At 42.4% G+C, this 24,157-nt stretch carries 18 protein-coding genes, 1 other RNA gene and 1 pseudogene; 7 read left to right on the plus strand and 13 right to left on the minus strand.

Annotation, left to right across the window (positions count from 1 at the left end):
* Positions 1-99 precede the first annotated feature (99 nt).
* Entirely contained in the window at positions 100-1,101 is a 1,002-nt protein-coding gene (locus WKT20_RS12645) for a malate dehydrogenase (protein WP_117702562.1), read from the minus strand.
* A 582-nt stretch (positions 1,102-1,683) separates the two neighbouring features.
* On the opposite strand from WKT20_RS12645, the gene cls reads away from it, so the two are divergent.
* The 4 genes from cls (at position 1,684) to WKT20_RS12665 (ending at position 6,150) form a co-directional block, all read left to right on the plus strand.
* On the plus strand, positions 1,684-2,973 hold the full coding sequence (cls, locus tag WKT20_RS12650) for a cardiolipin synthase (protein WP_117702563.1): 1,290 nt from the start codon (positions 1,684-1,686) through the stop codon (positions 2,971-2,973).
* A gap of 104 nt (positions 2,974-3,077) precedes the next feature.
* The gene (holB, locus tag WKT20_RS12655) at positions 3,078-4,208 is read left to right on the plus strand and encodes a DNA polymerase III subunit delta' (protein WP_278454348.1); all 1,131 of its coding nucleotides are present in this window, start codon (positions 3,078-3,080) and stop codon (positions 4,206-4,208) included.
* A gap of 6 nt (positions 4,209-4,214) precedes the next feature.
* Complete coding sequence (locus WKT20_RS12660) at positions 4,215-5,612, plus strand: PSP1 domain-containing protein (protein ID WP_118162838.1); 1,398 nt, start codon at positions 4,215-4,217, stop codon at positions 5,610-5,612.
* Positions 5,599-6,150, plus strand: coding sequence for a gliding motility lipoprotein GldH (locus WKT20_RS12665; protein ID WP_270696136.1), 552 nt, complete (start codon positions 5,599-5,601; stop codon positions 6,148-6,150). The genes WKT20_RS12660 and WKT20_RS12665 overlap by 14 nt, the downstream gene beginning before the upstream one ends.
* On the opposite strand, the gene rodA is transcribed toward WKT20_RS12665, so the two are convergent.
* The 6 genes and pseudogenes from rodA to WKT20_RS12695 all read right to left on the minus strand — a co-directional run.
* Positions 6,085-7,542: a rod shape-determining protein RodA gene (gene rodA / locus WKT20_RS12670; protein WP_117702567.1), complete on the minus strand. Its 1,458-nt coding sequence runs from the start codon at positions 7,540-7,542 to the stop codon at positions 6,085-6,087. The genes WKT20_RS12665 and rodA overlap by 66 nt on opposite strands.
* Positions 7,523-9,373, minus strand: coding sequence for a penicillin-binding protein 2 (gene mrdA, locus WKT20_RS12675; RefSeq protein WP_117702568.1), 1,851 nt, complete (start codon positions 9,371-9,373; stop codon positions 7,523-7,525). Before mrdA ends, rodA begins: the two co-directional genes overlap by 20 nt.
* Complete coding sequence (gene mreD / locus WKT20_RS12680; protein WP_117702569.1) at positions 9,373-9,870, minus strand: rod shape-determining protein MreD; 498 nt, start codon at positions 9,868-9,870, stop codon at positions 9,373-9,375. The genes mrdA and mreD overlap by 1 nt, the downstream gene beginning before the upstream one ends.
* Positions 9,871-9,900: 30 nt before the next feature.
* Positions 9,901-10,752: a rod shape-determining protein MreC gene (gene mreC / locus WKT20_RS12685; protein WP_022053215.1), complete on the minus strand. Its 852-nt coding sequence runs from the start codon at positions 10,750-10,752 to the stop codon at positions 9,901-9,903.
* Positions 10,753-10,840: 88 nt separating this feature from the next.
* Positions 10,841-11,863 carry a rod shape-determining protein gene (locus WKT20_RS12690; RefSeq protein ID WP_007562111.1) on the minus strand — a complete coding sequence of 341 codons (1,023 nt, stop codon included), beginning with the start codon at positions 11,861-11,863 and terminating at the stop codon, positions 10,841-10,843.
* A gap of 81 nt (positions 11,864-11,944) precedes the next feature.
* Positions 11,945-12,529, minus strand: a pseudogene (locus WKT20_RS12695) (IMP cyclohydrolase); the annotation flags it as partial.
* A gap of 244 nt (positions 12,530-12,773) precedes the next feature.
* On the opposite strand from WKT20_RS12695, the gene WKT20_RS12700 reads away from it, so the two are divergent.
* Complete coding sequence (locus tag WKT20_RS12700; RefSeq protein WP_340417474.1) at positions 12,774-15,068, plus strand: inorganic phosphate transporter; 2,295 nt, start codon at positions 12,774-12,776, stop codon at positions 15,066-15,068.
* Positions 15,069-15,128: 60 nt separating this feature from the next.
* Here WKT20_RS12700 and WKT20_RS12705 read toward each other — a convergent pair whose 3' ends face one another.
* Complete coding sequence (locus WKT20_RS12705) at positions 15,129-15,677, minus strand: beta-class carbonic anhydrase (RefSeq protein ID WP_270653203.1); 549 nt, start codon at positions 15,675-15,677, stop codon at positions 15,129-15,131.
* 157 nt (positions 15,678-15,834) lie between these two features.
* On the opposite strand from WKT20_RS12705, the gene WKT20_RS12710 reads away from it, so the two are divergent.
* Both WKT20_RS12710 and ssrA read left to right on the plus strand, forming a co-directional pair.
* A complete protein-coding gene (locus WKT20_RS12710; protein WP_117702612.1) occupies positions 15,835-17,013 on the plus strand; it encodes a phosphoribosylaminoimidazolecarboxamide formyltransferase in 1,179 nt (392 codons plus the stop codon).
* A 126-nt stretch (positions 17,014-17,139) separates the two neighbouring features.
* Positions 17,140-17,536, plus strand: a transfer-messenger RNA (tmRNA) gene (gene ssrA / locus WKT20_RS12715).
* 444 nt (positions 17,537-17,980) lie between these two features.
* Here ssrA and WKT20_RS12720 read toward each other — a convergent pair.
* From WKT20_RS12720 to WKT20_RS12740, 5 genes are all read right to left on the minus strand, one after another.
* Positions 17,981-20,260, minus strand: coding sequence for a RelA/SpoT family protein (locus tag WKT20_RS12720; protein ID WP_118162845.1), 2,280 nt, complete (start codon positions 20,258-20,260; stop codon positions 17,981-17,983).
* Between the two features lie 78 nt (positions 20,261-20,338).
* Positions 20,339-21,604 carry a lytic transglycosylase domain-containing protein gene (locus WKT20_RS12725; RefSeq protein ID WP_340417475.1) on the minus strand — a complete coding sequence of 422 codons (1,266 nt, stop codon included), beginning with the start codon at positions 21,602-21,604 and terminating at the stop codon, positions 20,339-20,341.
* A 3-nt stretch (positions 21,605-21,607) separates the two neighbouring features.
* The gene (locus WKT20_RS12730) at positions 21,608-22,390 is read right to left on the minus strand and encodes a DUF5683 domain-containing protein (protein ID WP_340417476.1); all 783 of its coding nucleotides are present in this window, start codon (positions 22,388-22,390) and stop codon (positions 21,608-21,610) included.
* An 11-nt stretch (positions 22,391-22,401) separates the two neighbouring features.
* Complete coding sequence (locus tag WKT20_RS12735; RefSeq protein WP_022053402.1) at positions 22,402-23,298, minus strand: ParB/RepB/Spo0J family partition protein; 897 nt, start codon at positions 23,296-23,298, stop codon at positions 22,402-22,404.
* Between the two features lie 4 nt (positions 23,299-23,302).
* Positions 23,303-24,070 carry a ParA family protein gene (locus WKT20_RS12740; protein WP_007562086.1) on the minus strand — a complete coding sequence of 256 codons (768 nt, stop codon included), beginning with the start codon at positions 24,068-24,070 and terminating at the stop codon, positions 23,303-23,305.
* Positions 24,071-24,157 lie beyond the last annotated feature (87 nt).

A 24,157-nucleotide genomic window follows, 5' to 3' on the forward strand; every position in this document is an offset into this window, starting at 1 on the left:
GTTTTTATGATTTTGTATGATGTACAAGTGCGTTGGAATTGGGCATAAAAAAAAGGAGACCGATGATTCAGTCTCCTTTTATATTAATGGAAAATCCGATTATTTAATGTTCGGGTTCAGCTTGTTCCATTCAGCTACTGGAGGAAGAACGCCCATAGCGATTACTTCATCACGCAGTGCACACAAGTGTTCGTAGCTCTTATCCAAAACAGCTTGTTCTTCTGCAGTACCGTTCAAAGCAGCGCAGTGGCAACCGTCAGCAGTGATAGAAGTTTCCCAAGCCATCATGATGTGGTCGTACTTTTCGTTAGAAACGTAAGTACCAGCCGGCCAGCGGAATGCTTTACCACCCATAGCAGCACCAATCATTTCGATAGAAACGTATGACGGGCTCTGGAATGAAGAACGGCCACGCAAGTTGATGATGTTAGCACCACCCTTAGTTACTTTCTGCTGGATTTCAGCCCACTGTTCTTTTGTCAAAGCGTCAGTACCGATGATGTCTGTCAAAGCTTTACCGTTTACTTTAGCAGTAGAAGCAAATACAGCCATCTGTTCGCCGTGACCACCGTAAGTACGGCAGTTTTCAACAGCGTCCATAGAGATCCCGAAATGTTTTGCCAATTCGCTGCGCAGACGAGTAGAGTCAAGAGCAGCCAAAGTAGTTACCTGACCCGGTTTCAAACCAGAGTACAACAGTGTGATCAAACCTGTGATGTCAGCAGGGTTGAAGATAACTACGATGTGTTTTACATCCGGACAGTACTGTTTTACGTTCTTACCGAATTCTTCTGCGATAGCTGCGTTGCCTTTCAACAGGTCTTCACGAGTCATACCAGCTTTACGAGCAGCACCACCTGAGTTTACGATATATTTAGCACCAGTCAGCGCTTCTTTGATATCTGAAGTGAAAGTGATGTTCACACCTTCGAAACCGCAATGGAACAATTCTTCAGCAACACCTTCCAAACCTGGAGCGTACGGGTCGTACAAACAGATGTTAGGAGTTAAGCCCATCATGATAGCAGTCTGAGCCATGTTAGAACCGATCATACCGGCAGCACCAACAATGGTAAGTTTTTCGTTTGTTACAAATTCCATAATTCTTATGTATTTAAGTTATGTATAAAAGTGTATAGTCAGTCTTTGTTTTTTCTTCAATGCAAAGATAGGAAAGTTATCAGTGAAAACGAATCTTTACACTGGTAAATATAGGATGAAAAAAGATGATTTTCGGCAATTACGGAAAAATTTCACTATTTTTAGATGTCATATCCCAATTTTGCAAAGAGTAGGTTACATTTCTTTGTTTGCATTTTATCACTTTAAATTCTTTTCCCTGCTACCTTATTTAATATGCTGATGTCAAGATTTTATATCCTTTTTTCACTTTCCTGAAGCATTCTCTTCTTCCTTGGAAAAACACCTTTTCGTTCAATCTGAAATGTACTTGCGTTTAAGATGAAACCTCCTTGTGTTTTGTGTCAAATGTACTTACGTTTCATTGTGAATGCACTTGCGTTTGGAAGCAGTATTTTGTTTGGTAATTACAGTTAAGAGTTTCATCATGTCAGGGGAGTATATATAAGGCTATTTGGCGGAATAGATGGTAAATCTTTCAATTCTGTTTCAGAAAATCATGGTCTTTTCTGAAATATTCCATATTTTTGCCCGATAACCGTTATGAAGATGAAAGTAAAGTTATACCTGTTAGGGTGGGTAATAATTATATGTAGTGTGATTTCGGTCAAAGGACAAAGCCTGAAAGAGGTTCCAGGTCAGGCTGAAGTAGATACTGCTAAAGTTTACTTGCCTGCTGATTCCTTGTTTGCCCGTTTTTTGAAAGAAAAACAAATGCCTGTTACGGCTTGTAATCGTATGACTTTGTTGAAGAGCGGTCGCAGCAAGTTTGAACATTTGTTTGAAGATATAAAGAAGGCTGAAAACTATATCCATCTGGAATACTTTAATTTCCGCAGTGATTCTATTGCCAAGGAATTATTTACCCTGTTGGCTGAGAAAGCCAAAGAAGGAGTGACAATCAAGGCCTTGTTTGATGACTTTGGAAATTTGTCGAACAGTCGTCCCCTGCGAAAGGAACATCTGAAGATGCTGGCGGAAAGAGGAGTGGAAATGGCTCGTTTCAGTCCCATTCGTTTTCCTTATATCAATCACGTGTTTTGTCGTGACCATCAGAAAATTGTGGTCATCGACGGAAAAGTGGGATATACGGGTGGCATGAATATTGCCGATTATTATATCAACGGGCTTCCCGAAATCGGTCCTTGGCGCGATATGCACATCCGTATAGAAGGACCGGCGGTGCAGTATCTGGAAAAAGCGTTTTTAGGTGTATGGAATAAGGAAACACACGAAGGTTTGAAGGAAGGGCAAGTGGCGCATGATACGTTGTGCGAGGGTTCCGGAAGAAGGGTGGCCATTGTGCAGCGTATTCCGAAAGTTTGTCCGGAAATCATGCGTGAGGCCTATATTGCGGCATTGGATGCCGCAGAACGTAAGGTGCAGATTATCAATCCTTATTTTACTCCTACTCGTGAAGTCAGAAATGCTATTAAACGAGCGGCAGAACGGGGAGTTCGGGTGGAAATCATGATTCCCGGAAAATCGGATATCTCTTTTACTCCCGATGCCGGGTTTTATATAGCCAATAAGTTGCGTAAGGCCGGAGCACACATCTATGTGTTCAATGGGGGCTTTCATCATTCTAAAATCATGATGGTGGACGAGCGGTTCTGTACGGTGGGCAGTACGAACCTGAACAGCCGTAGTCTCCATTATGATTATGAAATCAATGCTTTTATTCTGGATTTGCCTACTACTGCCGAGTTGGGAGAAGTATTTCAGAACGATAAGCTCAATAGTACGATTATGACCCGTGAGGAATATAAGAAGCGGAGTGTCTGGCGTCGTTTTGTAGGATGGTTTGCGCATTTGTTTACACCGGTTATATAATAATAAAAGGTGAATATCTCCTGAAACTACAATTTTTTTCTTATTTTTGTCCGATTATATAGTAGTAACAGCCAAAAAAAGAACCTGATTTTTTACGGAACAATATGTCGTTTTTTAAGGATGTAATCGGACAAGAAGATGTGAAACAACTTCTCATTCATAGTGCAAGGAATGGGAAGATGCCTCATGCCGTCTTGCTGACGGGACCTTCTGGAAGTGGAAAGTTACCCATAGCTTTAGCGGTGGCACGTTATCTTCTTTGTCATCATCCTGCAGAAAATGATGCGTGCGGACAATGTAATTCGTGTAAGATGATGGACCATCTGGCTCATCCTGACATGCATTTTGCTTTTCCGGTGGTGCGTAAAAAGGCCGGAAGGGACGTGGTTTGCGATGAATTCCTGCCTCAGTGGCGTGAAATGCTGGGACGTAATCCGTATGCCGACCTTCAGGAATGGATGCGGGGCATTGATGCGGGCAATCAGCAACCTCAGATTTATGTGCGTGAGAGTGATGAAATCCAGCGGAAGCTTTCGCTGAAAGCCAGTCAGGGAGGATACAAGGTCATGCTTATCTGGCTTCCGGAGAAAATGAATGTGGAATGTGCGAATAAGCTGCTGAAACTGTTGGAAGAACCTCCTTTGAAAACCGTATTTCTGTTAGTGAGTGAGGAACCTGACTTATTGCTTCCTACGATTGTGAGTCGTACGCAGCGCATCAATTTAAAACCTTTACCGGAGTCGGATATTGAGCGTTATCTGGTGGAGCGTTATATGCTTCCTGTGGAAGATGCCCGTGACATTGCACACCGTTCGGCCGGAAGTTTATTGAGGGCCGTGGAAAATGTGCATTTGGGAGAGGAAAACAGGCTTTGCTTTGAACTCTTTGTGAACCTCATGCGTACGGCCTATAAACGTGATATTCGTAGTCTGAAAGCGTGGAGTGAGCAGGTGGCGGGAATGGGACGCGAACGGCAGAAGAACCTCCTGGAATATTGCCAGCGGATGGTGCGTGAAAACTTTATCTGCAATTTTCGTCAACCTGATATGGTATATCTGAGTCTGGAGGAGTTACAGTTTGCCAGCCGTTTTGCTCCTTACATCAATGAGCGGAACATTATTTCCGTGATGGAATTGCTGGAGGAGGCACAGGTACACATTGAGCAGAATGTGAATCCGAAGATGGTTTTTTTTGACATGGCGCTGAGAATGATTGTAGAAATGAAACAACAATAACAATATATGGACGATTTCAAGCTTAAAAACGGAAGTGGCCGACTCTGCTGTGGAGGCTGCGGACGACAGAATAATAAATTGAATACTTATGACTGGCTGGCCGATATTCCTGGAAACGCAGAAGAGCAGGATATGGTGGAAGTTCAGTTTAAAAATACCCGTAAGGGATATTTTAAAAACAGCAACGGGCTGCATCTGGAGAAGGGAGATATTGTGGCAGTAGAAGCCAGTCCGGGACATGACATCGGTACGGTAACACTGACCGGAAGACTGGTTCCCTTGCAGATGCGTAAGGCTAATTTGAAGCCTGATGCAGAAATACGCCGTATTTACCGTAAGGTAAAGCCGGTGGACATGGAAAAATATGAGGAAGCAAAATCACGTGAACATGATACAATGATTCGTTCGCGTAAGATTGCAGAAAGCCTGGGACTTCAGATGAAAATCGGTGACGTGGAATATCAGGGTGATGGCAATAAGGCAATATTCTATTACATTGCAGATGAACGTGTGGATTTCCGTCAGCTGATTAAGGTGCTGGCCGAGACTTTCCGGGTGCGTATTGAAATGAAACAGATTGGTGCCCGTCAGGAAGCCGGACGTATCGGAGGAATCGGACCGTGCGGACGCGAGTTGTGCTGTGCTACGTGGATGACGAACTTCGTTTCAGTGTCGACCAGTGCGGCTCGTTTTCAGGATATTTCGCTTAATCCACAGAAACTGGCCGGACAGTGTGCCAAACTGAAATGCTGCCTGAATTATGAAGTAGATGCCTACGTGGAATGTCAGAAACGCTTGCCGAGTAAGGAAATTACCCTTGAAACGTTGGACAACATGTATTATTACTTTAAGGCAGATATTCTGAAAGGAACTATTACTTATAGTACGGATAAGAGTTTCCTGGCAAATGAAGTGACTATCTCCGCACGCAGAGCCTTTGAAGTGCTGAATATGAACAAACGAGGAGAAAAGCCTGAAAAACTGGATGACGAATTCTCCGGACGTGAATCGCAGCGTTCAAAAGACTTGCTGGAACAAGAGAGCTTGACCCGTTTTGACAAAACAAAAGGCGGAAAGAACCGGAAAAAGAAACAAAAAGGGCAGGCATCACAAAACAATGCGTCAGCGGCTCCTGTAGAAGCAGGTAATGGACAAACTCCAGACGCTCCTAAGGAGAAAGAAAATAAAGGACCGCAAGGAAGAAACAACCGTCCACAGAGACCAAAAGGGAATCCGGCTCCGGCAGCTCCACAGGCTCCGGCGGCTGAAAATGCCGGAAATGCACCACAGGCAAAAGCCGGTCAGGAACCTCGCCCTAACCGCAACGGGCGGAGAAATTTCCGTCGGAATAACGAGGGAAACAAACGTCCGGAGCGTAATACAAATACGGATGTACAGGCTTAAAGAATCTTTTATTCATTATATAAAGGCAGGACTGGCACTATGTGTCTTGTTCCTGCTGAATGCCTGTCATACAGATACGCGTTATCATGTATATCAGGCTGTTTCTGGTGAAGAAGGCTGGGATAAATCTGATTCCTTGGCTTTCCATCTTCCTGTAGGACTTTCTTCCGGTGAGTACCGGATGGAGATAGGTCTCCGTCATACCGGAGAATATCCTTATCGGGATATCTGGCTTTCGGTGACGCAGTTGGAAGGCGATTCAATACCGCCCCGCACGGATACACTGCACATTTATCTGACCGATGAAAAAGGACACTGGGTGCAGAGTGGGGCAATGGGAGGATTGTATCAGCATGTATATGTGTCAGATAAACCGGTTGTTTTCTCTACCGATTCAATAGACCGCATTTTTCGTATCACTCATCTGATGAGACAGAACCCATTGCCTGGAATATCCGATGTGGGAATCCGGTTATTTCTCTCTGGCCGCGTCAATGCGGAGAAAGACAAACAGCAGGATGGTAAATCCCCACAGTGAGGAACCGCCGTAGCTGAAGAATGGGAGGGGGATACCGATAACGGGGGTTAGTCCGAGTACCATTCCTATATTAATAAAGAGGTGGAAAAAGAAGATACTTAGTACGCAGTAGCCGTATACTCTTCCAAAGCGGCTTTCCTGTCGTTCGGATAGCACGATAAGGCGTAGAATAAGTCCCATGAACAAGAAAATCACCAAAGCGGAGCCGACAAATCCTTGCTCTTCGCCGATGGTACAGAAAATGAAGTCGGTATCCTGTTCCGGAACGTATTTCAGTTTGGTTTGTGTACCGTTGAGAAAGCCTTTTCCGAATAATCCTCCGGAACCGATGGCTATTTTACTTTGGTTGACATTGTATCCGGCTCCTGCAGGGTCATCTTTCATTCCCAATAACACCTCGATTCGAATCTTCTGGTGAGGTTCAAGTACCTGATTGAATACATAGTCGGTCGAGAAGAAAAAGATGCCCGAGCCAACTACGAACAGAATTACATAGAAATAAGCTCTCAGTCGTTCACGCAGATAGAAGAAAGCCAGTGTGAGTATGATACCTCCACAAAGGGCTAACTGGAGATGACATACATTAAACGGAATTACGTAGTTGGAAAACAGGGCTCCTAATAACGTTCCTCCGCCTCCGATACCGAAAATGTAGGCAGCAAGTTTGGGCGACTGACGCTGGCAATATCTTCCCACCAGAAAGGCAGAAAGCAGAATGACAAGTGTCAATACGGAAAATTCTCCCCATGAAGTCATTTCATCAGGCATAATTTCTGTACTGAATTTTAGGCCGACGATAAAAAATACTACCGCACAGATTCCGGAGAATAGAACTGTTCCGGTCATCCCTTCTCTGTAGAGCATTAAAAAAAAGGATAGGTACACCAGGGCAGAACCTGTTTCTTTCTGGAGTATAATCAATGCCATAGGCAGCAGAATGATACCCAAAACGGTTACCAGATTGCGGGTGCGCTGCATTTGGAAAGTATATTCGTTTATATATTTTCCTAATGCAAGGGCTGTTGCAAATTTGGCGAATTCAGCGGGTTGCAGACTTACCGGTCCTAATACAATCCATGAGCGTGAACCTTTGATTTCATGTGGATTGAAGATCGTACCGAATAGTAGCAAAATCATGATACCATAAAGCAGATAGGCATAGGTATCATATATACGGTCTTCAAGCATGAGTATGACAAAGCCTATTCCTAGTGAACAGCCTATCCACATCAGCTGTTTACCGGCGCGTGTGGTAATATCCAGGAAATTCGGCTCACCATAATCGTAACTTGCTCCGCACACACTGAACCATCCGCAGATGACCAGTATCAGGTAAAGTCCGATGGTCCACCAATCCACATTTTTCCATACACTACCTCTCATGTATCCCATAATCAATCCTCCTGTTTTGAATCTCTGTAGCCATGACTTCGTCTTCTGGCGAGAGTTTCCCTTTTAAATACTTTTCAATCATGAGTCGTCCGATGGGCACACCGTATACCGCACCGAATCCTCCGTTTTCCACATAGACTGCAATGGCAATCTTGGGATCTTTCATGGGAGCAAATCCCATAAAGGCTGAGTGGTCTTTTCCACGGTTCTGGGCCGTTCCGGTTTTTCCACATACCTCGATGTCGGGTAAGTTGGCACCTCTACACGTTCCGCCCAACACGGCAGAACGCATGCCTTGTACCACTTCCTCGTAATGTGAACGGTCTACCATGGTATATCTTTTCCGTGTGTAAAGTGTGTCGAGCGGTTCACCTTCTACCTCTTTCACCACATGAGGTGTGATAAAATAGCCTCTGTTGGCGATGGTTGCTCCTAAGTTGGCTATTTGTAATGGAGTCAGTGTGACCTCACCTTGTCCGATGGAAATACTGATGATGGTCAGTCCATTCCATGAGCCTCGGTAAGCTTTGTCGTAGACGCTTGCATTGGGGATAAATCCTCTTTTTTCTCCGGGAAGGTCGATTCCCAACGGATAACCGAATCCCATGGATACCATATAGTCTCTCCAGGTGTTCATGGCTTTTTGTACAGTTCCGTATTTCTTTCGGGCACCAATCATGTAATAAAGTCCCCAGCAGAAATATCCGTTGCAGGAAGTCGCTAATGCCGGAATCAGTGAAAGTGGCGAGGGGTGACCGTGACATCCTACATGAAGTCCCCGGAAGTTGAATCCACCAAAACACGGATAACTGGTCTGGGTGGTTATGATTCCTTCTTGCAGGAAGGTCAGTGCCTGTGAGGTCTTGAAAGTGGAACCTGGCGGATAGGTACCCATGATGGCACGGTTCAATAAAGGCTTCCAGGGGTCACGCGCCAATATCAGGTGGTTCTTACCGCGGTTTCTTCCGACCATTTTTCGAGGGTCGTAAGTTGGTGAAGAGACTAAGCAGAGTACCTCGCCAGTAGATGGTTCTATGGCTACAATACTTCCGATTTTTCCTTCCAGCAGACGTTCTCCCAGCTCCTGAAGCTCGATGTCCAGACTCAGTCGCAGGTTTTTTCCTGCTACAGGAGCCTTATCGAATTTCCCGTCCATATAGTTCCCCTGGATTCGTCCTCGGGCATCACGTAATAATATTTCAATACCTTTTTCTCCTCGTAACTGCTTTTCGTAAGAACGCTCTACTCCTAATTTACCGATAAAGTCGCCGGGAATATAGTATTCATCCTTTTCCATATCGGATTTGGAAACTTCGGCAATATCTCCCAGGATGTGAGCTCCGGCATTGTAGGTATATTGTCGGATGGTACGTCGCTGGATATAGAATCCTGGAAATTTAAACAGTTTTTCCTGGAACACACCACAATCTTCGGCCGACAGCTGGGTAAGAAATACCTGGTTGGTGTAAGGGGAGTAGCCAGGATTAAGCCGGCGATTTTTCATGTCACGGAATTTTTTTCGCAGAAACTCTGATGAGATTTTCAGTGTTTGGCATAAATCCATGGTATCCAGCTCCGTAATTTCTTTCATAATCACGGTAATGTCGTAAGCAGCCTGATTATAAACCAGCAGTTTATCATTCCGGTCGTATATGACTCCTCGGCTTGGATATTGTATTTTTTTGAGAAAAGCGTTGCTGTCGGCATTTTTCTTGTAGTCTTCGCTCATGATTTGCAGTGAAAGTAAACGTATAAGAAAAATCAGTACAATCACAATGACTGCACCGCCAATTACATATTTTCGCTTTTCAAGATCGTAGTTTCTTTCCACTATTTTTTCCTCCTGACAGAATCAACACATAAGATGAATATGAGCGTGACAATTGTATCACTGGCAATTTTCAGCAACAGCGTGGGCATGTTGGTCAATGAGAATGTATCCAAGATATTCAGTATGAAAGCATGTAATAAAACAAGGACTATCGTATATCGGAAGAATGAAGCAAATCCCATCTGATACATGCCTGGTTCAAAGTTGTCTGTAATATCACGCAAGGAAAACAATCTGAGAATCCATGGGCGGCAGAAGGCTGTACATACGGCTGTGGCAGCGTTTAATCCTGGTGTATTGCTGAAAATATCGATGCAAAGTCCTAAAGAAAAAGCCCATAACATTAATCCCTTACGGCTGTTGTCTGAATCTATTTTCAATAAAAAGTAGATGTAGAACAACGGTGTGGCATATTGTTCAAAATGAATGTGGTTGAGTACCAGTACTTGCAGTAAGACAAGTATGATGAACCATTCAAGACGTATGATATATTGCATAATTACCTTGGCTTTCTGTATCGTTAATTTTTATGGTTGCATTGAATGTATGCTATCCTCAAGTTGTGCCTGCTCAGTGCCGTTGAATGACCCTAAAACCCTGACATTGTTCAGTCGGGCAAAGTCCGTGAATAACTTGACCTTGAGCAGGTAAGATAGTCCGTCGTGGCTGTCTTCCATGTCATCTACAGTGCCTACAGGTATCCCGGCTGGAAAAACGGCGCTGTGCCCACTTGTTACAATCGTATCACCCAATGAGAATTCGGAATGTCGGGGCATATCTTTGACGTAGGCATATTGTGAAGAACCTCCTTCCCATTTCAGAAAACCGAAATAAGAGGTTCGTTTGATTTTACAGCTGATGCTGCTTTTAGAGTTTAATACGGGCAGTACTATGGCATGATGTTTTCCTGTGAGGTAAACAATGCCGACTACTCCGTTTCCACATACGACTCCCATTTCCGGGCGGATGCCGTCGGCCTCTCCTTTGTCGATGGTAATGAAATTGTTGGGGTGTGTGATGCTGTTGTTGACTACTCTTGCATCATATAACACATAGTCTTTTAATGCTTCTTTACGCAGGTTAGCCACTCCTGTAGTGTCTTGTGTATATTGCTCTAAGGCTTGCGACAAGCGTTCCACTTCAATTTCCAGTTCGACATTTCGTGCGGTTAAGTCTTTGTTGACTTCTGTCAGGCCAAAATAGCGTGTTACTTGACTGGAGGCTTCGTATACTATCCCTGCGAGGTAATTAGCAGAAGTAAAGAAAGCACTTCCCTGATAGTTGTTGAAACGGAACAGCAGGGTAAGTGAAATAACCTCCAAAAGAACGAAAAGGAACCAGTGATTATATTTCAGCAGAAAATTAAGCAGGTTTCGCATGTCAGAGAATCCGAATGGTGTATAAACGAAAAAATGAAAATTGAAAATGAAGAAATCTGAAATCTCTTCATTTTCAATTTTTATGATATTATCTCATCAGGAATGAGAAACGATCTACATTCTTCAGTGCAATGCCTGTTCCCTTGGCTACGCTCAGCAAAGGATCTTCGGCAATATGGAAAGGAATGTTGATTTTATCTGTCAGTCGTTTGTCAAGTCCTCTCAGAAGCGCTCCGCCTCCAGCCAGATAGATACCATTGTTTACAATGTCGGCATACAATTCAGGAGGTGTATTTTCCAGAGCACTTAAAATTGCTGTTTCTATTTTGGCAATGCTCTTTTCCATACAATGAGCAATTTCCTGATAGCATACCGGAACCTCCATCGGCAGGGCAGTGATTCTGTTTGGACCACGTACGATATAATCTTCAGGTGCATCATCTCCCAGGTCTGTCATGGCTGCACCTACGTGAATCTTGATACGCTCTGCCATTCTTTCACTGACTTTGACATTGTGCTGACGGCTCATATATTCCTGAATATCGGCTGTCAAATCATCTCCGGCTACACGGATAGAGTTATTTGACACAATACCTCCCAAGGAAATGACGGCGATTTCTGTAGAACCTCCACCTATGTCAACTACCATGTTGCCTTCCGGAGCTTCTACATCCAGTCCGATACCGATAGCTGCAGCCATAGGTTCGAATATCAGGTAGACATCACGTCCTCCTGCATGTTCCGCGCTGTCACGTACGGCGCGTAATTCTACTTCTGTAGAACCGGAAGGTACTCCGATTACCATACGCAAAGAGGGAGTGAAGAAATGGCGTCCTGTATTTACTTTTTTAATCAATCCGCGCATCATCTGTTCGCAAGCGTTGAAGTCGGCAATAACACCGTCACGTAACGGACGTACAGTGCGAATGTTCGGATTTTCTTTTTCGTACATCAGCTTGGCACGTTCACCTACGGCAATCATCTTGTCTGTGCGACGATCCAATGCAACAACAGATGGTTCGTCTACCACAATCTTGTCATTGCTGATAATGATGGTATTGGCTGTGCCAAGGTCCATCGCTATGTTTTGTGTAAAGGAGAATAATCCCATTCCTTTAATATGAGTCTAGAATTTTGAAATTAATAAATCCGTTTTAGGAAGACTGAATGACTGCCAGCACAATTATTTTTTGAAATAATCGCGGATAGCAGTGTCGTAGTGTGAAGAAACAGTAAATGCTTCACCTGCAAACCAACGGCGTTGTTCGCGTGTGGTTACAGCTCCCTGTTTATTGAGGATTTCCAATAAGGGTTGGTATTGATGCTTGCTGGCTACGATTACTACATCATTGAAGTTCTTAGCTCCGGCACGAATCAATGAGATACCACCTATATCAATTTTTTCGATGATGTCTTGTTCTGCTGCACCGCTTGCAACTGTATCTTCAAAAGGATACAAGTCTACAATAACCAAGTCAATCTCTGGAATTTCATACTGAGCAACCTGCTTCTGGTCGCCTTCCAGTTCTCTGCGGCAGAGAATACCTCCAAAGATTTTTGGATGCAATGTCTTAACACGCCCTCCAAGAATAGAAGGATAAGTGGTAATGTCTTCTACAGCCTTGCAAGGATAACCTAATGATTCAATGAACTGACGTGTTCCTCCGGTAGACAAGAACTCAACGCCTTCTGCATGAAGCTTGGCCAGGATGGCGTCCAAACCGTCTTTATGGTAAACAGACACCAATGCGGTCTTTATTTTCTTTGATTCTGACATAAATGTTTGATATTTAAAATTCAGGTGCAAAATTACGAATTTTCAGATGATAAACGCAGGATAATGAGCATAAAATATCTTTTTTTTGCATTCTCACTGAAAGTTTTAATGCTGTCGTTTGAAGAGATACAAAGTTTTTTCAGGCTGTCCTTTTTATTTTGTAACACGATTGTAACATATATGACATTCTTTTATAACACGAACGAAATATTTTTGCACTCGGAAAAAACTTAACAAAACAAGTATGGAAACTGTTTATTTAGGAATTGTTATTTTCTTATTTATGCTGGCAGTCTTTGATTTGCTGGTGGGTGTCAGTAATGACGCAGTGAATTTCATGAACTCTGCGGTAGGTGCAAAAGTGGCAAAGTTCAGAACAATTATTATTGTAGCTGCTATCGGAGTATTTGCTGGAGCGGTGCTGAGTAACGGGATGATGGATATTGCCCGTCACGGAATTTTTCATCCGGTAAACTTCAGCTTTTATGAAATCATGTGTATTCTGCTCGCGGTAATGGTGACGGATGTGGTCCTTCTGGATGTCTTTAATACGTTAGGACTTCCTACTTCTACCACTGTTTCAATGGTATTTGAATTATTGGGAGGTACTTTTATTCTTGCCATTTTAAAGATTGTCGGTGATGAAACCGGACTGTTAACCTTAGGTGATATGATGAATACGGAAAAGGCCCTTTCAGTGATTATGGGTATTTTCCTTTCGGTAGCTGTCGCTTTTATTGTCGGTACTATTGTACAATATATATCTCGACTAATTTTCAGTTTCAATTATAAAAAGAATCTTTCTTGGACTATTGGAATTTTCGGTGGTATTGCCGTAACTTCTTTGGGGTATTTTATTATCATTAATGGGCTGAAGAGTGCTTCTTTTATGACTCCGGAAGCTTTGCAATGGATTCAAGATAATACAATGGCATTGGTAGGTGGATGCTTTGTCGTGTTTACCATACTCATGCAGGTGTTGCACTGGTGCAAGGTGAACGTATTTAAGATTATTGTATTGCTGGGTACATTCTCTTTGGCATTGGCTTTTGCCGGAAATGACTTGGTAAACTTTATCGGTGTACCTTTGGCTGGCTTCTCTGCTTATACAGATTATGTCGCTAATTCCAACGGCGCTGGAATACATGACTTTATGATGTCTTCGTTGATGTCTTCTGCCAAGACTCCTCCTATTTTCCTGATTGCATCTGGTATCGTGATGGTATATGCACTGGCTACTTCAAAGAAAGCGAAGAATGTAATCAAGACTTCTGTAGATTTGGCTCGTCAGGAAGAAGGTGATGAAATGTTCGGTTCTTCTGCATTGGCTCGTGTGATTGTTCGTCGTGCGACTAATATCAATGATTTTCTGGTACGTGTTATTCCGGTAAATGTTCGTCGTTGGATTGACAGCCGTTTCAATAAAGATGAGGTTATTTTGGCAGACGGAGCTGCGTTTGATATGGTACGTGCTTCTGTGAATCTGGTTCTTTCCGGATTGTTGATTATCATCGGTACAACCATGAAACTGCCTTTGTCTACTACTTATGTTACATTCATTGTAGCGATGGGTAGCTCGCTGGCCGACCGCGCCTGGAGTCGTGAAAGTGCTGTATATCGTATTACGGGTATGCTTTCTGTGATTGGTGGTTGGTTTATCACTGCATTTGTAGCTTTCACTATCTGTGCTTTGGTAACTTTCATCATGTTCTACACCAGCTTCTTCGGTATGTTTGTATTTATCGTAATAGCTGTGGTACTTCTTGTTCGTAGTAATATTAAATATGGCAAGAAGGAAAAGGTTGAAAGTCAGGATGATGTGTTTAAACGCATGATGAGTAGTAAGGATAAGGGTGAAACTTTGGCTTTGCTTCGTCAGCATGTACAGGAAACACTGACCGATTATGTGGGTTTCTGTGAAAAGACGTATGTACAGGTAACCGACGGGTTCATTAATGAAGATTTGCGTAGCTTGCGAAAGGCTATGAGTGCGACGGACGACCAGAAAAAAATGTTGAAGAAACGTCGTCGTAAGGAAATACTTGGTCTCCGCCGTTTGCCGATAACCGTGGCTATGGAAAAGAATACTTGGTTCCACTTGGGAAGTAACAGTTGTGAGCAGATGCTTTATTGCTTGAAGCGAATTTGTGAACCATGTAAGGAGCATGTAGACAATAATTTTAATCCGATTTCTCCGGATTGTGTAAAAGAATTCTTGCCTGTACGTGATGAATTATGCAAACTGATGGAACGTGCTAAAGTGGCTATCAGCCAGGATAATTATGAAGATGCAGATGATATTCTGAAAAAAGGAGATGATCTGAAAAATCGTATCTCTGCTTTGCGTAAACAGCAGATGAACCGCATGCAGGAAGGCGATAATGCAAGCTTGAAGGCATCTATGGTATATTTGAATATTCTTCAGGAATCTCAGGAGTTGGTAAGTATCTGGCGTCATTTGCTTCGTGCCAGCCGCTTCTTCCAGGGAGATTATGTACCTCAGGAAGTTTCAATGATTGCGCTTACAGAAGAAAGATAATTTTGTATCCTTAAAAAGAAGGCCGATAAAGGGTTAATGCCCTTTATCGGCTTTTATTTTTTATTTGTCTTCTATTTCGGTGAGATTCCCTGTTGTGGAATTCATGATAAACCCTCTTACTTTTATGTCTTGAGGCACGAGCGGGTGATGGCGTACGATGTGTACACTCTTTTGTACGGCTTCTTCCGTGTCATTAAATCCGCTGAGCCATGAGCTAAGGTTGATATCACAATATTGCATCATTTCAATATGGTCTTGTGAGATTCCTCTTTCATGCATGTGCTGTAGCATGGTTTCACTGTCCATGTGCTGTACGCCACAATCGGTATGTCCGATAATCATGACTTCTTCTACTCCTAACTCATAGATTGCCACAAGTAAGCTTCGCATGGCACTACCGAAAGGGTGAGTGATGGTACCTCCGGCATTCTTGATGATTTTGACGTCACCGTTCTTTATTCCTAAGGCTGCGGGAAGTAATTCTGTCAGGCGGGTATCCATGCAAGTGACAATGGCAATTTTTTTGTCAGGGTATTTGTTCGTTATGTACTTTTCGTATCCCTTGGTTTCTACGAAAGTCTTGTTGAAATTTAATAATTCGTCTATCATAACATTTATATTTTGTATAGAATATAGGCAAAAATACAGATTTATTTTGTGATATTTCAGTTGGCTTTTGGAGGAATTCTTAAAATCATGCACTTATCATGAAGAAGCTTCTGATTTTTTCGTACTTTTGTAGAAAATTCAACCAAACTATTAAAATATGGCTAAAGAACTCGAACTCAAGTACGGCTGTAACCCTAACCAGAAGCCGGCCCGCATTTTCATGCAGGAGGGAGAACTGCCTATTGAAGTATTGAACGGACGTCCTGGATACATTAACTTCCTGGATGCGTTTAACGGATGGCAGTTGGTGAAAGAATTGAAAGAAGCTACCGGAATGCCGGCTGCAACTTCGTTCAAGCACGTGAGTCCTGCCGGAGCCGCAATCGGTCTGGAACTGGATGAAACCATGAAAAAGATTTATTTCGTGGATAATTTGCCTTTATCTCCGTTGGCAAATGCGTACGTGCGTGCGCGTGGAGCAGACCGTATGTCATCGTATGGCGATTTTATAGCTTTGAGTGACGTCTGTGATGAAGAAACAGCTCGTTTTATCAATCGTGAGGTTTCTGACGGCGTGATTGCTCCGGGATACACTGACGCAGCCCTTGAAATTCTGAAAAATAAACGTAAGGGTACTTATAACGTGATTAAAATTGATCCGGAATATCGTCCGAATCCCATTGAACGGAAGGATGTGTTTGGTATCACTTTTGAGCAGGGACGTAACGAAGTGAAATTGAATGGAGCAGAATTGTTTGAAAACATTCCGACTCAGAATAAGAATTTCCCTGAAGCTGCTAAACGTGATTTGATGATTGCATTAATCACGTTGAAATATACTCAGTCTAATTCTGTTTGCTACGTGAAAGATGGACAGGCTATCGGTATTGGTGCCGGACAGCAGAGCCGTATCCATTGTACTCGCCTGGCTGGTAATAAGGCTGATATCTGGTATTTGCGCCAGCATCCGAAGGTGCTGAATTTGCCTTGGGTAGAAAAGATCCGTCGTGCCGATCGTGATAATACCATCGATATTTATATTAGCGAAGATCATGACGATGTATTGGCTGATGGAGTATGGCAGCAGTTCTTCACTGAGAAACCTGAAGTATTGACACGCGAAGAAAAACGTGCTTGGCTTGATACATTGAAGGGAGTATCATTGGGTTCGGATGCTTTCTTCCCGTTTGGAGATAATATTGAACGTGCTCACAAGAGTGGCGTGGAATATATTGCTCAGGCTGGAGGTTCTGTGCGTGATGACCATGTGATTGAAACTTGCGATAAATACGGTATTGCAATGGCATTTACGGGAATCCGTTTATTCCATCATTAATAATGAATTAGTCTGAAAATAGAGGGGTAAATTTGCTGGCGGGGATGAAAAGCAAGTGAATTTACCTCTCTTTTTTTGTAAATAGTATTTGATTTACTATCTTTGCAAAAGTTTGATACTAATCTTGGGCTTGTTTGGTTTTGACAGCGAGAGATGTGGTATGTAAGCATGCAGTGCGTCAGTGATTTGCACTATAATCTCAGTTACTGAACAATTATCTGGCAACGAAAACTATGCTCTCGCTGCTTAATCGAAGTATAGTAGATTAGCTTTATTTCCGTCAAAGTGATGGAAACGAGACATCGCTCAAAAGCTCTTGTTCCGAAGCGTTTGGTTTAGCGGTGCAGCAAATTCGGAAATAGTTTTGGTCTCGTTCCGCGACTGAAATGAAATTTTAGGAACTAAGGTATAAGTGGGTGGCTCTGGTCTTGCTTATGCACGAAAACCGAAGGCAGAGATAAGCATGTAGAAAGCATATGGCTTCCTTGTTTGGACGAGGGTTCGACTCCCTCCAGGTCCACGATGAATTTTTTAAACCGCTGAACATCAGCGGTTTTTTGTTTTTTTAAGCTCTTATATTTTCCCCGTTTTATCAGTCAGTTCCATCAGAAAAGCTATATAAAAATCTGAAGCTCTATTCGGATAGAGCTGTTCTATATTATTGCCCGATGCAATAGATATTGTACAGGAAATATCTTTACGATGATGTCGCAGCACGTTCGTGTTAAGACCTCGACACGTACGTGTCGACCTCTCCGCACGTATGTGTCATGACCTCGTCACGTACGTGCGGAGAGGTAAATCTGGTTTTGCCTTCAAGAAATAACGAACGGATATTTCATGAAAAAGTTCAGGAATTCTTTACAAAAACAAAAGAGACCGGTATCTCAGCGGAGAGACCGGTCCTGAATTTGAGTAGGATTTTTTATCGGATTGGTTATAACTAGAATGCGACAGCAGCAAGTTTTTAATCGGTAATGGTGTCATCGAAGTTTTCTATTCGGGTGACTTTCTTGATGTGGTCTAATTTCTTAAGGTTCTCGCAGATAGTATTTACATCATCTACATCGTGTACAAACAATTGAATTCGGCCTTCAAAAATACCATCATTGGACTCGATATTCAATTTGTGAATATTTACGTTCAACTGTTGGGATATAATACCTGTTACTTGGTTAAGCACCCCAATTCCATCGATTCCTTTCATGTATACATTTACCGGGAAGTTAAGTGCTTTGCCAATTTCCCATTGTACGGCCAATAACCTGTTGCCAAAGCTGGTTTTCAGTTGCGTAGCTATCGGGCATTGGCGCTTATGGATAATAATTCGATTGTTGTCGTCAATATATCCTAAGACATCATCTCCGGGGATTGGTTTACAGCAGTCTGCAATGATGTAGTGCTTCTGAATTTCTTCAGGCGTAAGCTTGACAATTTTCTTCTTGTCAATGTTCAAAGCAGGTTTTTCTTTGGAAGATGCATTATCCTGAGACTTGGGTTTGCTTCCTCCTCCAAATGCAAATGCAATGTATTTTTTCCAATTTGTAGGGGTGGATTTTTCTTTTAACTCATTCTTATCCAAATCTCCTAAGGTGAAAACTTTTTGCCCGATCTGGTACATCAAGTCTTCAGGAGTTTTTAATTTATGAAGGGTACAGAGCTTCTGGATGTTCGTTTCGGTAGCTTCAATGCCTTCTTTCTTAAGGAATTCATGCAGCATGTCTTCTCCGGCCTGCTGGACTTCCTTTCGTTCTCTTTTGAGGATGGATAATATTTTAGCCTTGGCTTTTGCTGTCGTGGCAAAATTAATCCATGAAGGTTGTACTTTCTGTGATTTTGAAGTCAGAATTTCTACCTGATCTCCACTTTGCAGTTTATGGCTCAGTGGTACCAGTTTATGGTTTACTTTAGCTCCAATACAATGGCTTCCTAAGAATGTATGAATGGAGAAAGCAAAATCAAGTGCGGTTGCATTCTGAGGCATCGTTTTAATTTCACCCTTAGGAGTAAATACAAATATCTCAGATGCGAAAAGATTAAGCTTGATTGTATCCAGAAAGTCAAGGGCATCGGGCTGCGGATCATCCAAAATTTCTTTGATGGTTTTCAGCCATTTGCTAAGCTCTCCTTCGTCTTCACTTCCTCCTCCTTCTTTGTATTTCCAGTGTGCGGCAAAACCTTGCTCTGCTACATCATTCATTCGCTCACTTCTGATCTGAACTTCAATCCACTGTCCTTTGTTGCTCATCAATGTCACATGAAGAGCCTGATATCCATTGGCTTTTGGATGGCTGACCCAATCGCGCAAACGGTCAGGATGAGGCTTATATATCCGGGAGATAGCTACATAAATGTTGAAGCAGTCATTCAGTTCTTCCTCTTCATTCTTAGGAGTGAAAATGATGCGTACGGCAAGTATGTCATAGATTTCTTCAAACGTGATATGTTTGTTTTGCATCTTGTTCCAAATGGAGTAGGGAGACTTGATACGTGCCAGAATACGATAAGGGAGTCCCATTTTATCCAATTGTTCGCGAATGGGAGCTGTGAATTCTTCAAATAAGTTGGTTCTTTCAGCTTGAGTAGCCTTTAGCTTTTCTTCGATTTGCTGGTAAGCTTCTAGGTGTTCGTATTTAAAACTTAAGTCTTCCAATTCAGTTTTGATACGATTCAGGCCCAGTCGGTTGGCGAGAGGAGCGTAGATATAGAGTGTTTCCCCGGCAATTTTATATTGTTTACTTGGGAGCATAGAGCCTAAGGTACGCATATTATGCAACCGGTCGGCAATTTTTATAAGAATGACACGGATGTCATCATTCATTGTGAGAAGCAGCTTCTTAAAGTTCTCTGCTTGTGCAGAAGCTCTGTCTCCGAAGATTCCTCCTGAGATTTTGGTTAATCCATCTACAATTTGAGCAATCTTAGGTCCAAACAAGTTTTCGATATCCTCTACGGTGTAGTCAGTATCTTCTACTACGTCGTGGAGTAGAGCAGAACAAATAGAGGTAGACCCCAAGCCGATTTCTACGCAGGCGATGCGTGCTACAGCGATAGGATGTAGAATATAAGGCTCGCCCGAACGTCGGCGCACTCCTTTGTGTGCCTGTCGGGCGAAATTAAATGCTTTTGTAATTATCTCGACTTTTTTCCGATGTTTACTTTTCAGGTATTGGTCCAATAGCTCCTGAAATGCTTCATCAATCAGTTTTTCATCTGTCTGTTCCTGCGTAAGTTTCTCCTCGGTCATAATTCTCTCCCTTTTCTTTGAATCAATAATGCAAAAATAGAGAAAAATACGAATCAAACAAGCAAATGAGGGGTTTTCTTACCGGATGCGTAGAGATTTGCCAGCCCGGATGCTACTTCCCTTGATTCCGTTCAGTCTCCGTAATTGGCTTACGCTAACTCCGTACTTAGCGGCAATACCTCCTAATGTCTCTCCGTTACGGATACGGTGGTATACAGCTTTCCCGCTATTTTTCCCTTTAGTAGTGGTATTGCTGACTGTTACAGTATTACGACGTGTCTGATAAATTTCCGGTTTGTAGTTGTAGATACTGTCTTCGTGATCAATAAAACAGCTCATCATCTGAGTTGGCAACCGTAAGGCATAAGGCTTCTCATTTCCTGGAATGATATCTTTTTTAAACTCCGGATTGAGCGCTCGTAGTTGATCAATGTCAATCTTACAGACTTCAGCTATTTGATTCAAATTTAATGAGCGGTTGATATGGACAGTATCAGTACTTTCTGGCATGTTCATCTCCATAGGACTAATGTAGTGCTCGCAATAATAAGTCATGATGTAGTTTGCTGCTACAAATGCAGGTACGTAGCCTCGGGTCTCTTTGGGTAAAAAGTTGTAGATTTTCCAGAAGTCTTTTTCACCTCCAGCACGGCGGATAGCCTTGTTGATAGTACCAGGTCCACAGTTATAGGCTGCTAGAACGAGATTCCAATCTTGATAAATATCATATAAGTCTTTCAAATATCGAGCTGCTGCGCGGGTAGATTTAATAGGGTCTCTGCGTTCGTCCACAAGTGAATTAACTTTCAAACCGTATACTTGTCCCGTGCGAAGCATGAATTGCCATAATCCTACAGCACCCTGTGAAGAAGTTGCAGTTGGATTTAATGCAGATTCAATAACAGGAAGATATTTTAATTCTAAAGGAAGGTCGTACAAATCTAATGCTTCTTCAAAAATAGGCATGTATAGATTGTTGGCGCTCAGCATAAATGAAACCTTTTGGCGGAGCCGGGTAGAATACATGTCTATAAATTTCCGTATGATGTCATTATAAGGCATCTCTATGATGGCAGGAATGCGCTGTAAACGATCCATGTAGATAGAATCGCTGACTTCTGGATTTTGGGTAGTCATTGTACAGTTCTCGGCTGGATTTATGTAATGTTTGGAAATCCAGTCCAAGTACAGACTATCCGTGGTAGAAATCATTCCTTCTGGTAAATCTATTACATCTTCTTGTCCATTAGCTTGTATGGTAATCGTCTTTTCTGTCTGTTGGGCAAAAAGAGATGAAGCGTTACAGATTGCAGCAATAAGTAAACTAAAAATTATTCTTTTCATCTTTTAAAATTTAATACAGCATTGCAAACCAACTCCTTGCGGACGGTTGCGGAATGCATCGTTGAACACGGTAGGTTCCCATTTCATGCTGAGGTCTTTGCTGATATCAAAATCAGACAGCTCAGCATCTACATAGGCATCAATCACTGATAGCAGATATACACCAATGAATGCAAATATACTTAAGTCGCGTTGACGGCGATAAAGGTCTTTTCTGTTTTTGAAAAAGTTCTGCCAATGCTCTAGATTGTCATTGACATTTGTTCCAGGAGGAAGGAAATTCAGATAGCTGTTGTTATTGGGGTTATCGCTCATAATGTCTTGGTAGGCTTGCGAATAATCCTTATACATCTGTCCGTTCCATGTCAAGGCGTATGCACATCCTACGAAACCTCCATAAATGATAGGTAGTTTCCAGTACTTCCGGTTGTAAATCTGTCCGGCTCCAGGGATAACGAGTCCTAACCATACTGTACGGTTAGAATTGGGTATCCAGCGCTTTTTCTCCTGAGTTGGAGGTAAGTTCTTTTGAATAGAATCATTCTGTTTTGCTAGAGCAGCTGTATCTATAGGCGCTTCCAGCGTTTCCAAAGCAAGTTGCCGGTGTAGGTTGGTCGTATCGGCCAAGGCTAGACTGTCAGCCCGATTCTGTGAGCGGATAGAATCGGCTGTAAGTATACCTTCCCTGCGTTTTTGGGCTCGCTGTGCATTCACTTCCATGTTTCCCCAAGGGATACAGAATAGCAGGATAAGCGACAGAATATATGTAAAAGTATGTGCTCTCAAATTATTTTTGTTTATTCCGTTTTTTTCAAAGAATCCAGAATCTCCATAATTCTTTCCAAATCTGCATCGCTGTTGAAAGGAATACTAATCTTTCCTTTTCCTTTATTGGTACAGGAAAGCTGTACTTTCGTTCCAAAGAAATTGCACAGATGATTTTGAAGCATAGAGTATTCTTCAGATAATTGTGTGCCTTTGGCAGAGATTGTTTTTCCTCCACTTTTTATACTTTCACCGTTAGCCAGTGCTTTTACAATTTCTTCCACTTTACGCACGGAGTACCCTTGAGCGACTGTCTCATTAAAGATACGTATCTGAGTTTTAGGGTCTTCCAAAGTTAGTAACGCACGTGCATGTCCCATATCTATTTCCTTATTCTTCAAGGCTACCTGGATGGGGGCTGGTAATTTTAGCAGACGTAAATAGTTTGCTATGGTTGTTCGTTTTTTGCCAATGCGTTCGCTCAGGCGTTCTTGTGTCAGTTCATATTGTTCAATTAAATGCTGGTAGGCCAGTGCGATTTCCAGGGAATTCAGGTCTTCGCGTTGAATGTTTTCAATTAAGGCCATTTCCATCACATTCTCGTCGTCTGCAGTACGAATGTATGCTGGAATTGTTTTTAGACCGGCAAGTATGGATGCCCTATATCGTCTTTCACCTGCAATAATTTGATAAGAATCTTCGTTGAGTTTACGTAAGGTGATAGGCTGGATGATACCTATTTCTGCAATGGAATCAGCCAGTTCTTGTAAGGCGATAGGGTCAAATTCACGACGAGGCTGGTTGGGGTTTACAGATATTTTGTCCAGTTCTATTTCGTTGATGGATGATGATCCGGAAGTTTTTACTTCTTCGTTGGATATCAGAGCATCAAGTCCTCGTCCTAATGCAAATTTTTTTTGTACTGCCATATACTTATTTGCTATTTCTTGTTATAATTTCATTGGCTAAAGCCAAATGGTTTTTAGCTCCGGTTGATTCTGCATCATAAAGAATAGCAGGAATACCGTGGCTGGGTGCTTCACTTAGTTTGACATTACGCTGAATAATGGTCTTGAAAACCAGTTCCTGGAAGTGTCTTTTCACTTCGTCGTATATCTGGTTGGCCAGACGCAGGCGCGAGTCGAACATTGTCAGCAGGAATCCTTCGATTTCCAATGAAGGATTTAGTTTTGTCTTGATAATCTTGATCGTGTTTAAAAGCTTGCTGATACCTTCCAGCGCAAAATACTCACATTGTACCGGAATAATTACAGAGTCGGCAGCTGTTAAGGCATTGATGGTAATTAAACCCAAAGATGGAGAACAATCTATCAAAATGTAATCGTATTCGCTTTTCATCGGCTCTAACGCGCGTCGCATGATTTTCTCACGGTTCTCCAAATTCAGCATTTCGATTTCAGCACCCACCAGGTCAATGTGAGAAGGTATGATGTCTAATCCGTCAATATCGGTTGTATAAATCGCTTCCCGTATGTCAGCCTGATTGATCAGACATTCATAGATTGAACAATCGATGTCTTTTAAATCTACACCAAGGCCGGATGAGGCATTTGCCTGAGGGTCAGCGTCAATCACTAGTACTTTCTTCTCGAGAGTAGCTAAAGATGCAGCCAAATTTATAGTGGTAGTAGTTTTGCCTACACCTCCTTTTTGGTTGGCTAAAGCAATAATTTTTCCCATATTAATCAGTTTATTCTGATTGCGAAGTAACTAATAAATGACGATAGTTTCAATTAAAATTCCATGACTTTTGGGAAAGTGTTGAAA

Source organism: Phocaeicola sp. ICN-14070 (assembly GCF_037892625.1).
In the GTDB taxonomy this organism is placed as follows: Bacteria; Bacteroidota; Bacteroidia; order Bacteroidales; family Bacteroidaceae; genus Phocaeicola; species Phocaeicola plebeius.

Bases quoted from the DNA above. Each gene is read 5' to 3' on its own strand.
- WKT20_RS12645 (WP_117702562.1), bottom strand. From the start codon at position 1,101: ATGGAATTTGTAACAAACGAAAAACTTACCATTGTTGGTGCTGCCGGT.
- cls (WP_117702563.1), top strand. From the start codon at position 1,684: ATGAAGATGAAAGTAAAGTTATACCTGTTAGGGTGGGTAATAATTATA.
- holB (WP_278454348.1), top strand. From the start codon at position 3,078: ATGTCGTTTTTTAAGGATGTAATCGGACAAGAAGATGTGAAACAACTT.
- WKT20_RS12660 (WP_118162838.1), top strand. From the start codon at position 4,215: ATGGACGATTTCAAGCTTAAAAACGGAAGTGGCCGACTCTGCTGTGGA.
- WKT20_RS12665 (WP_270696136.1), top strand. From the start codon at position 5,599: ATGTACAGGCTTAAAGAATCTTTTATTCATTATATAAAGGCAGGACTG.
- rodA (WP_117702567.1), bottom strand. From the start codon at position 7,542: ATGGGATACATGAGAGGTAGTGTATGGAAAAATGTGGATTGGTGGACC.
- mreD (WP_117702569.1), bottom strand. From the start codon at position 9,870: ATGCAATATATCATACGTCTTGAATGGTTCATCATACTTGTCTTACTG.
- mreC (WP_022053215.1), bottom strand. From the start codon at position 10,752: ATGCGAAACCTGCTTAATTTTCTGCTGAAATATAATCACTGGTTCCTT.
- WKT20_RS12690 (WP_007562111.1), bottom strand. From the start codon at position 11,863: ATGGGATTATTCTCCTTTACACAAAACATAGCGATGGACCTTGGCACA.
- WKT20_RS12700 (WP_340417474.1), top strand. From the start codon at position 12,774: ATGGAAACTGTTTATTTAGGAATTGTTATTTTCTTATTTATGCTGGCA.
- WKT20_RS12705 (WP_270653203.1), bottom strand. From the start codon at position 15,677: ATGATAGACGAATTATTAAATTTCAACAAGACTTTCGTAGAAACCAAG.
- WKT20_RS12710 (WP_117702612.1), top strand. From the start codon at position 15,835: ATGGCTAAAGAACTCGAACTCAAGTACGGCTGTAACCCTAACCAGAAG.
- WKT20_RS12720 (WP_118162845.1), bottom strand. From the start codon at position 20,260: ATGACCGAGGAGAAACTTACGCAGGAACAGACAGATGAAAAACTGATT.
- WKT20_RS12725 (WP_340417475.1), bottom strand. From the start codon at position 21,604: ATGAAAAGAATAATTTTTAGTTTACTTATTGCTGCAATCTGTAACGCT.
- WKT20_RS12735 (WP_022053402.1), bottom strand. From the start codon at position 23,298: ATGGCAGTACAAAAAAAATTTGCATTAGGACGAGGACTTGATGCTCTG.
- WKT20_RS12740 (WP_007562086.1), bottom strand. From the start codon at position 24,070: ATGGGAAAAATTATTGCTTTAGCCAACCAAAAAGGAGGTGTAGGCAAA.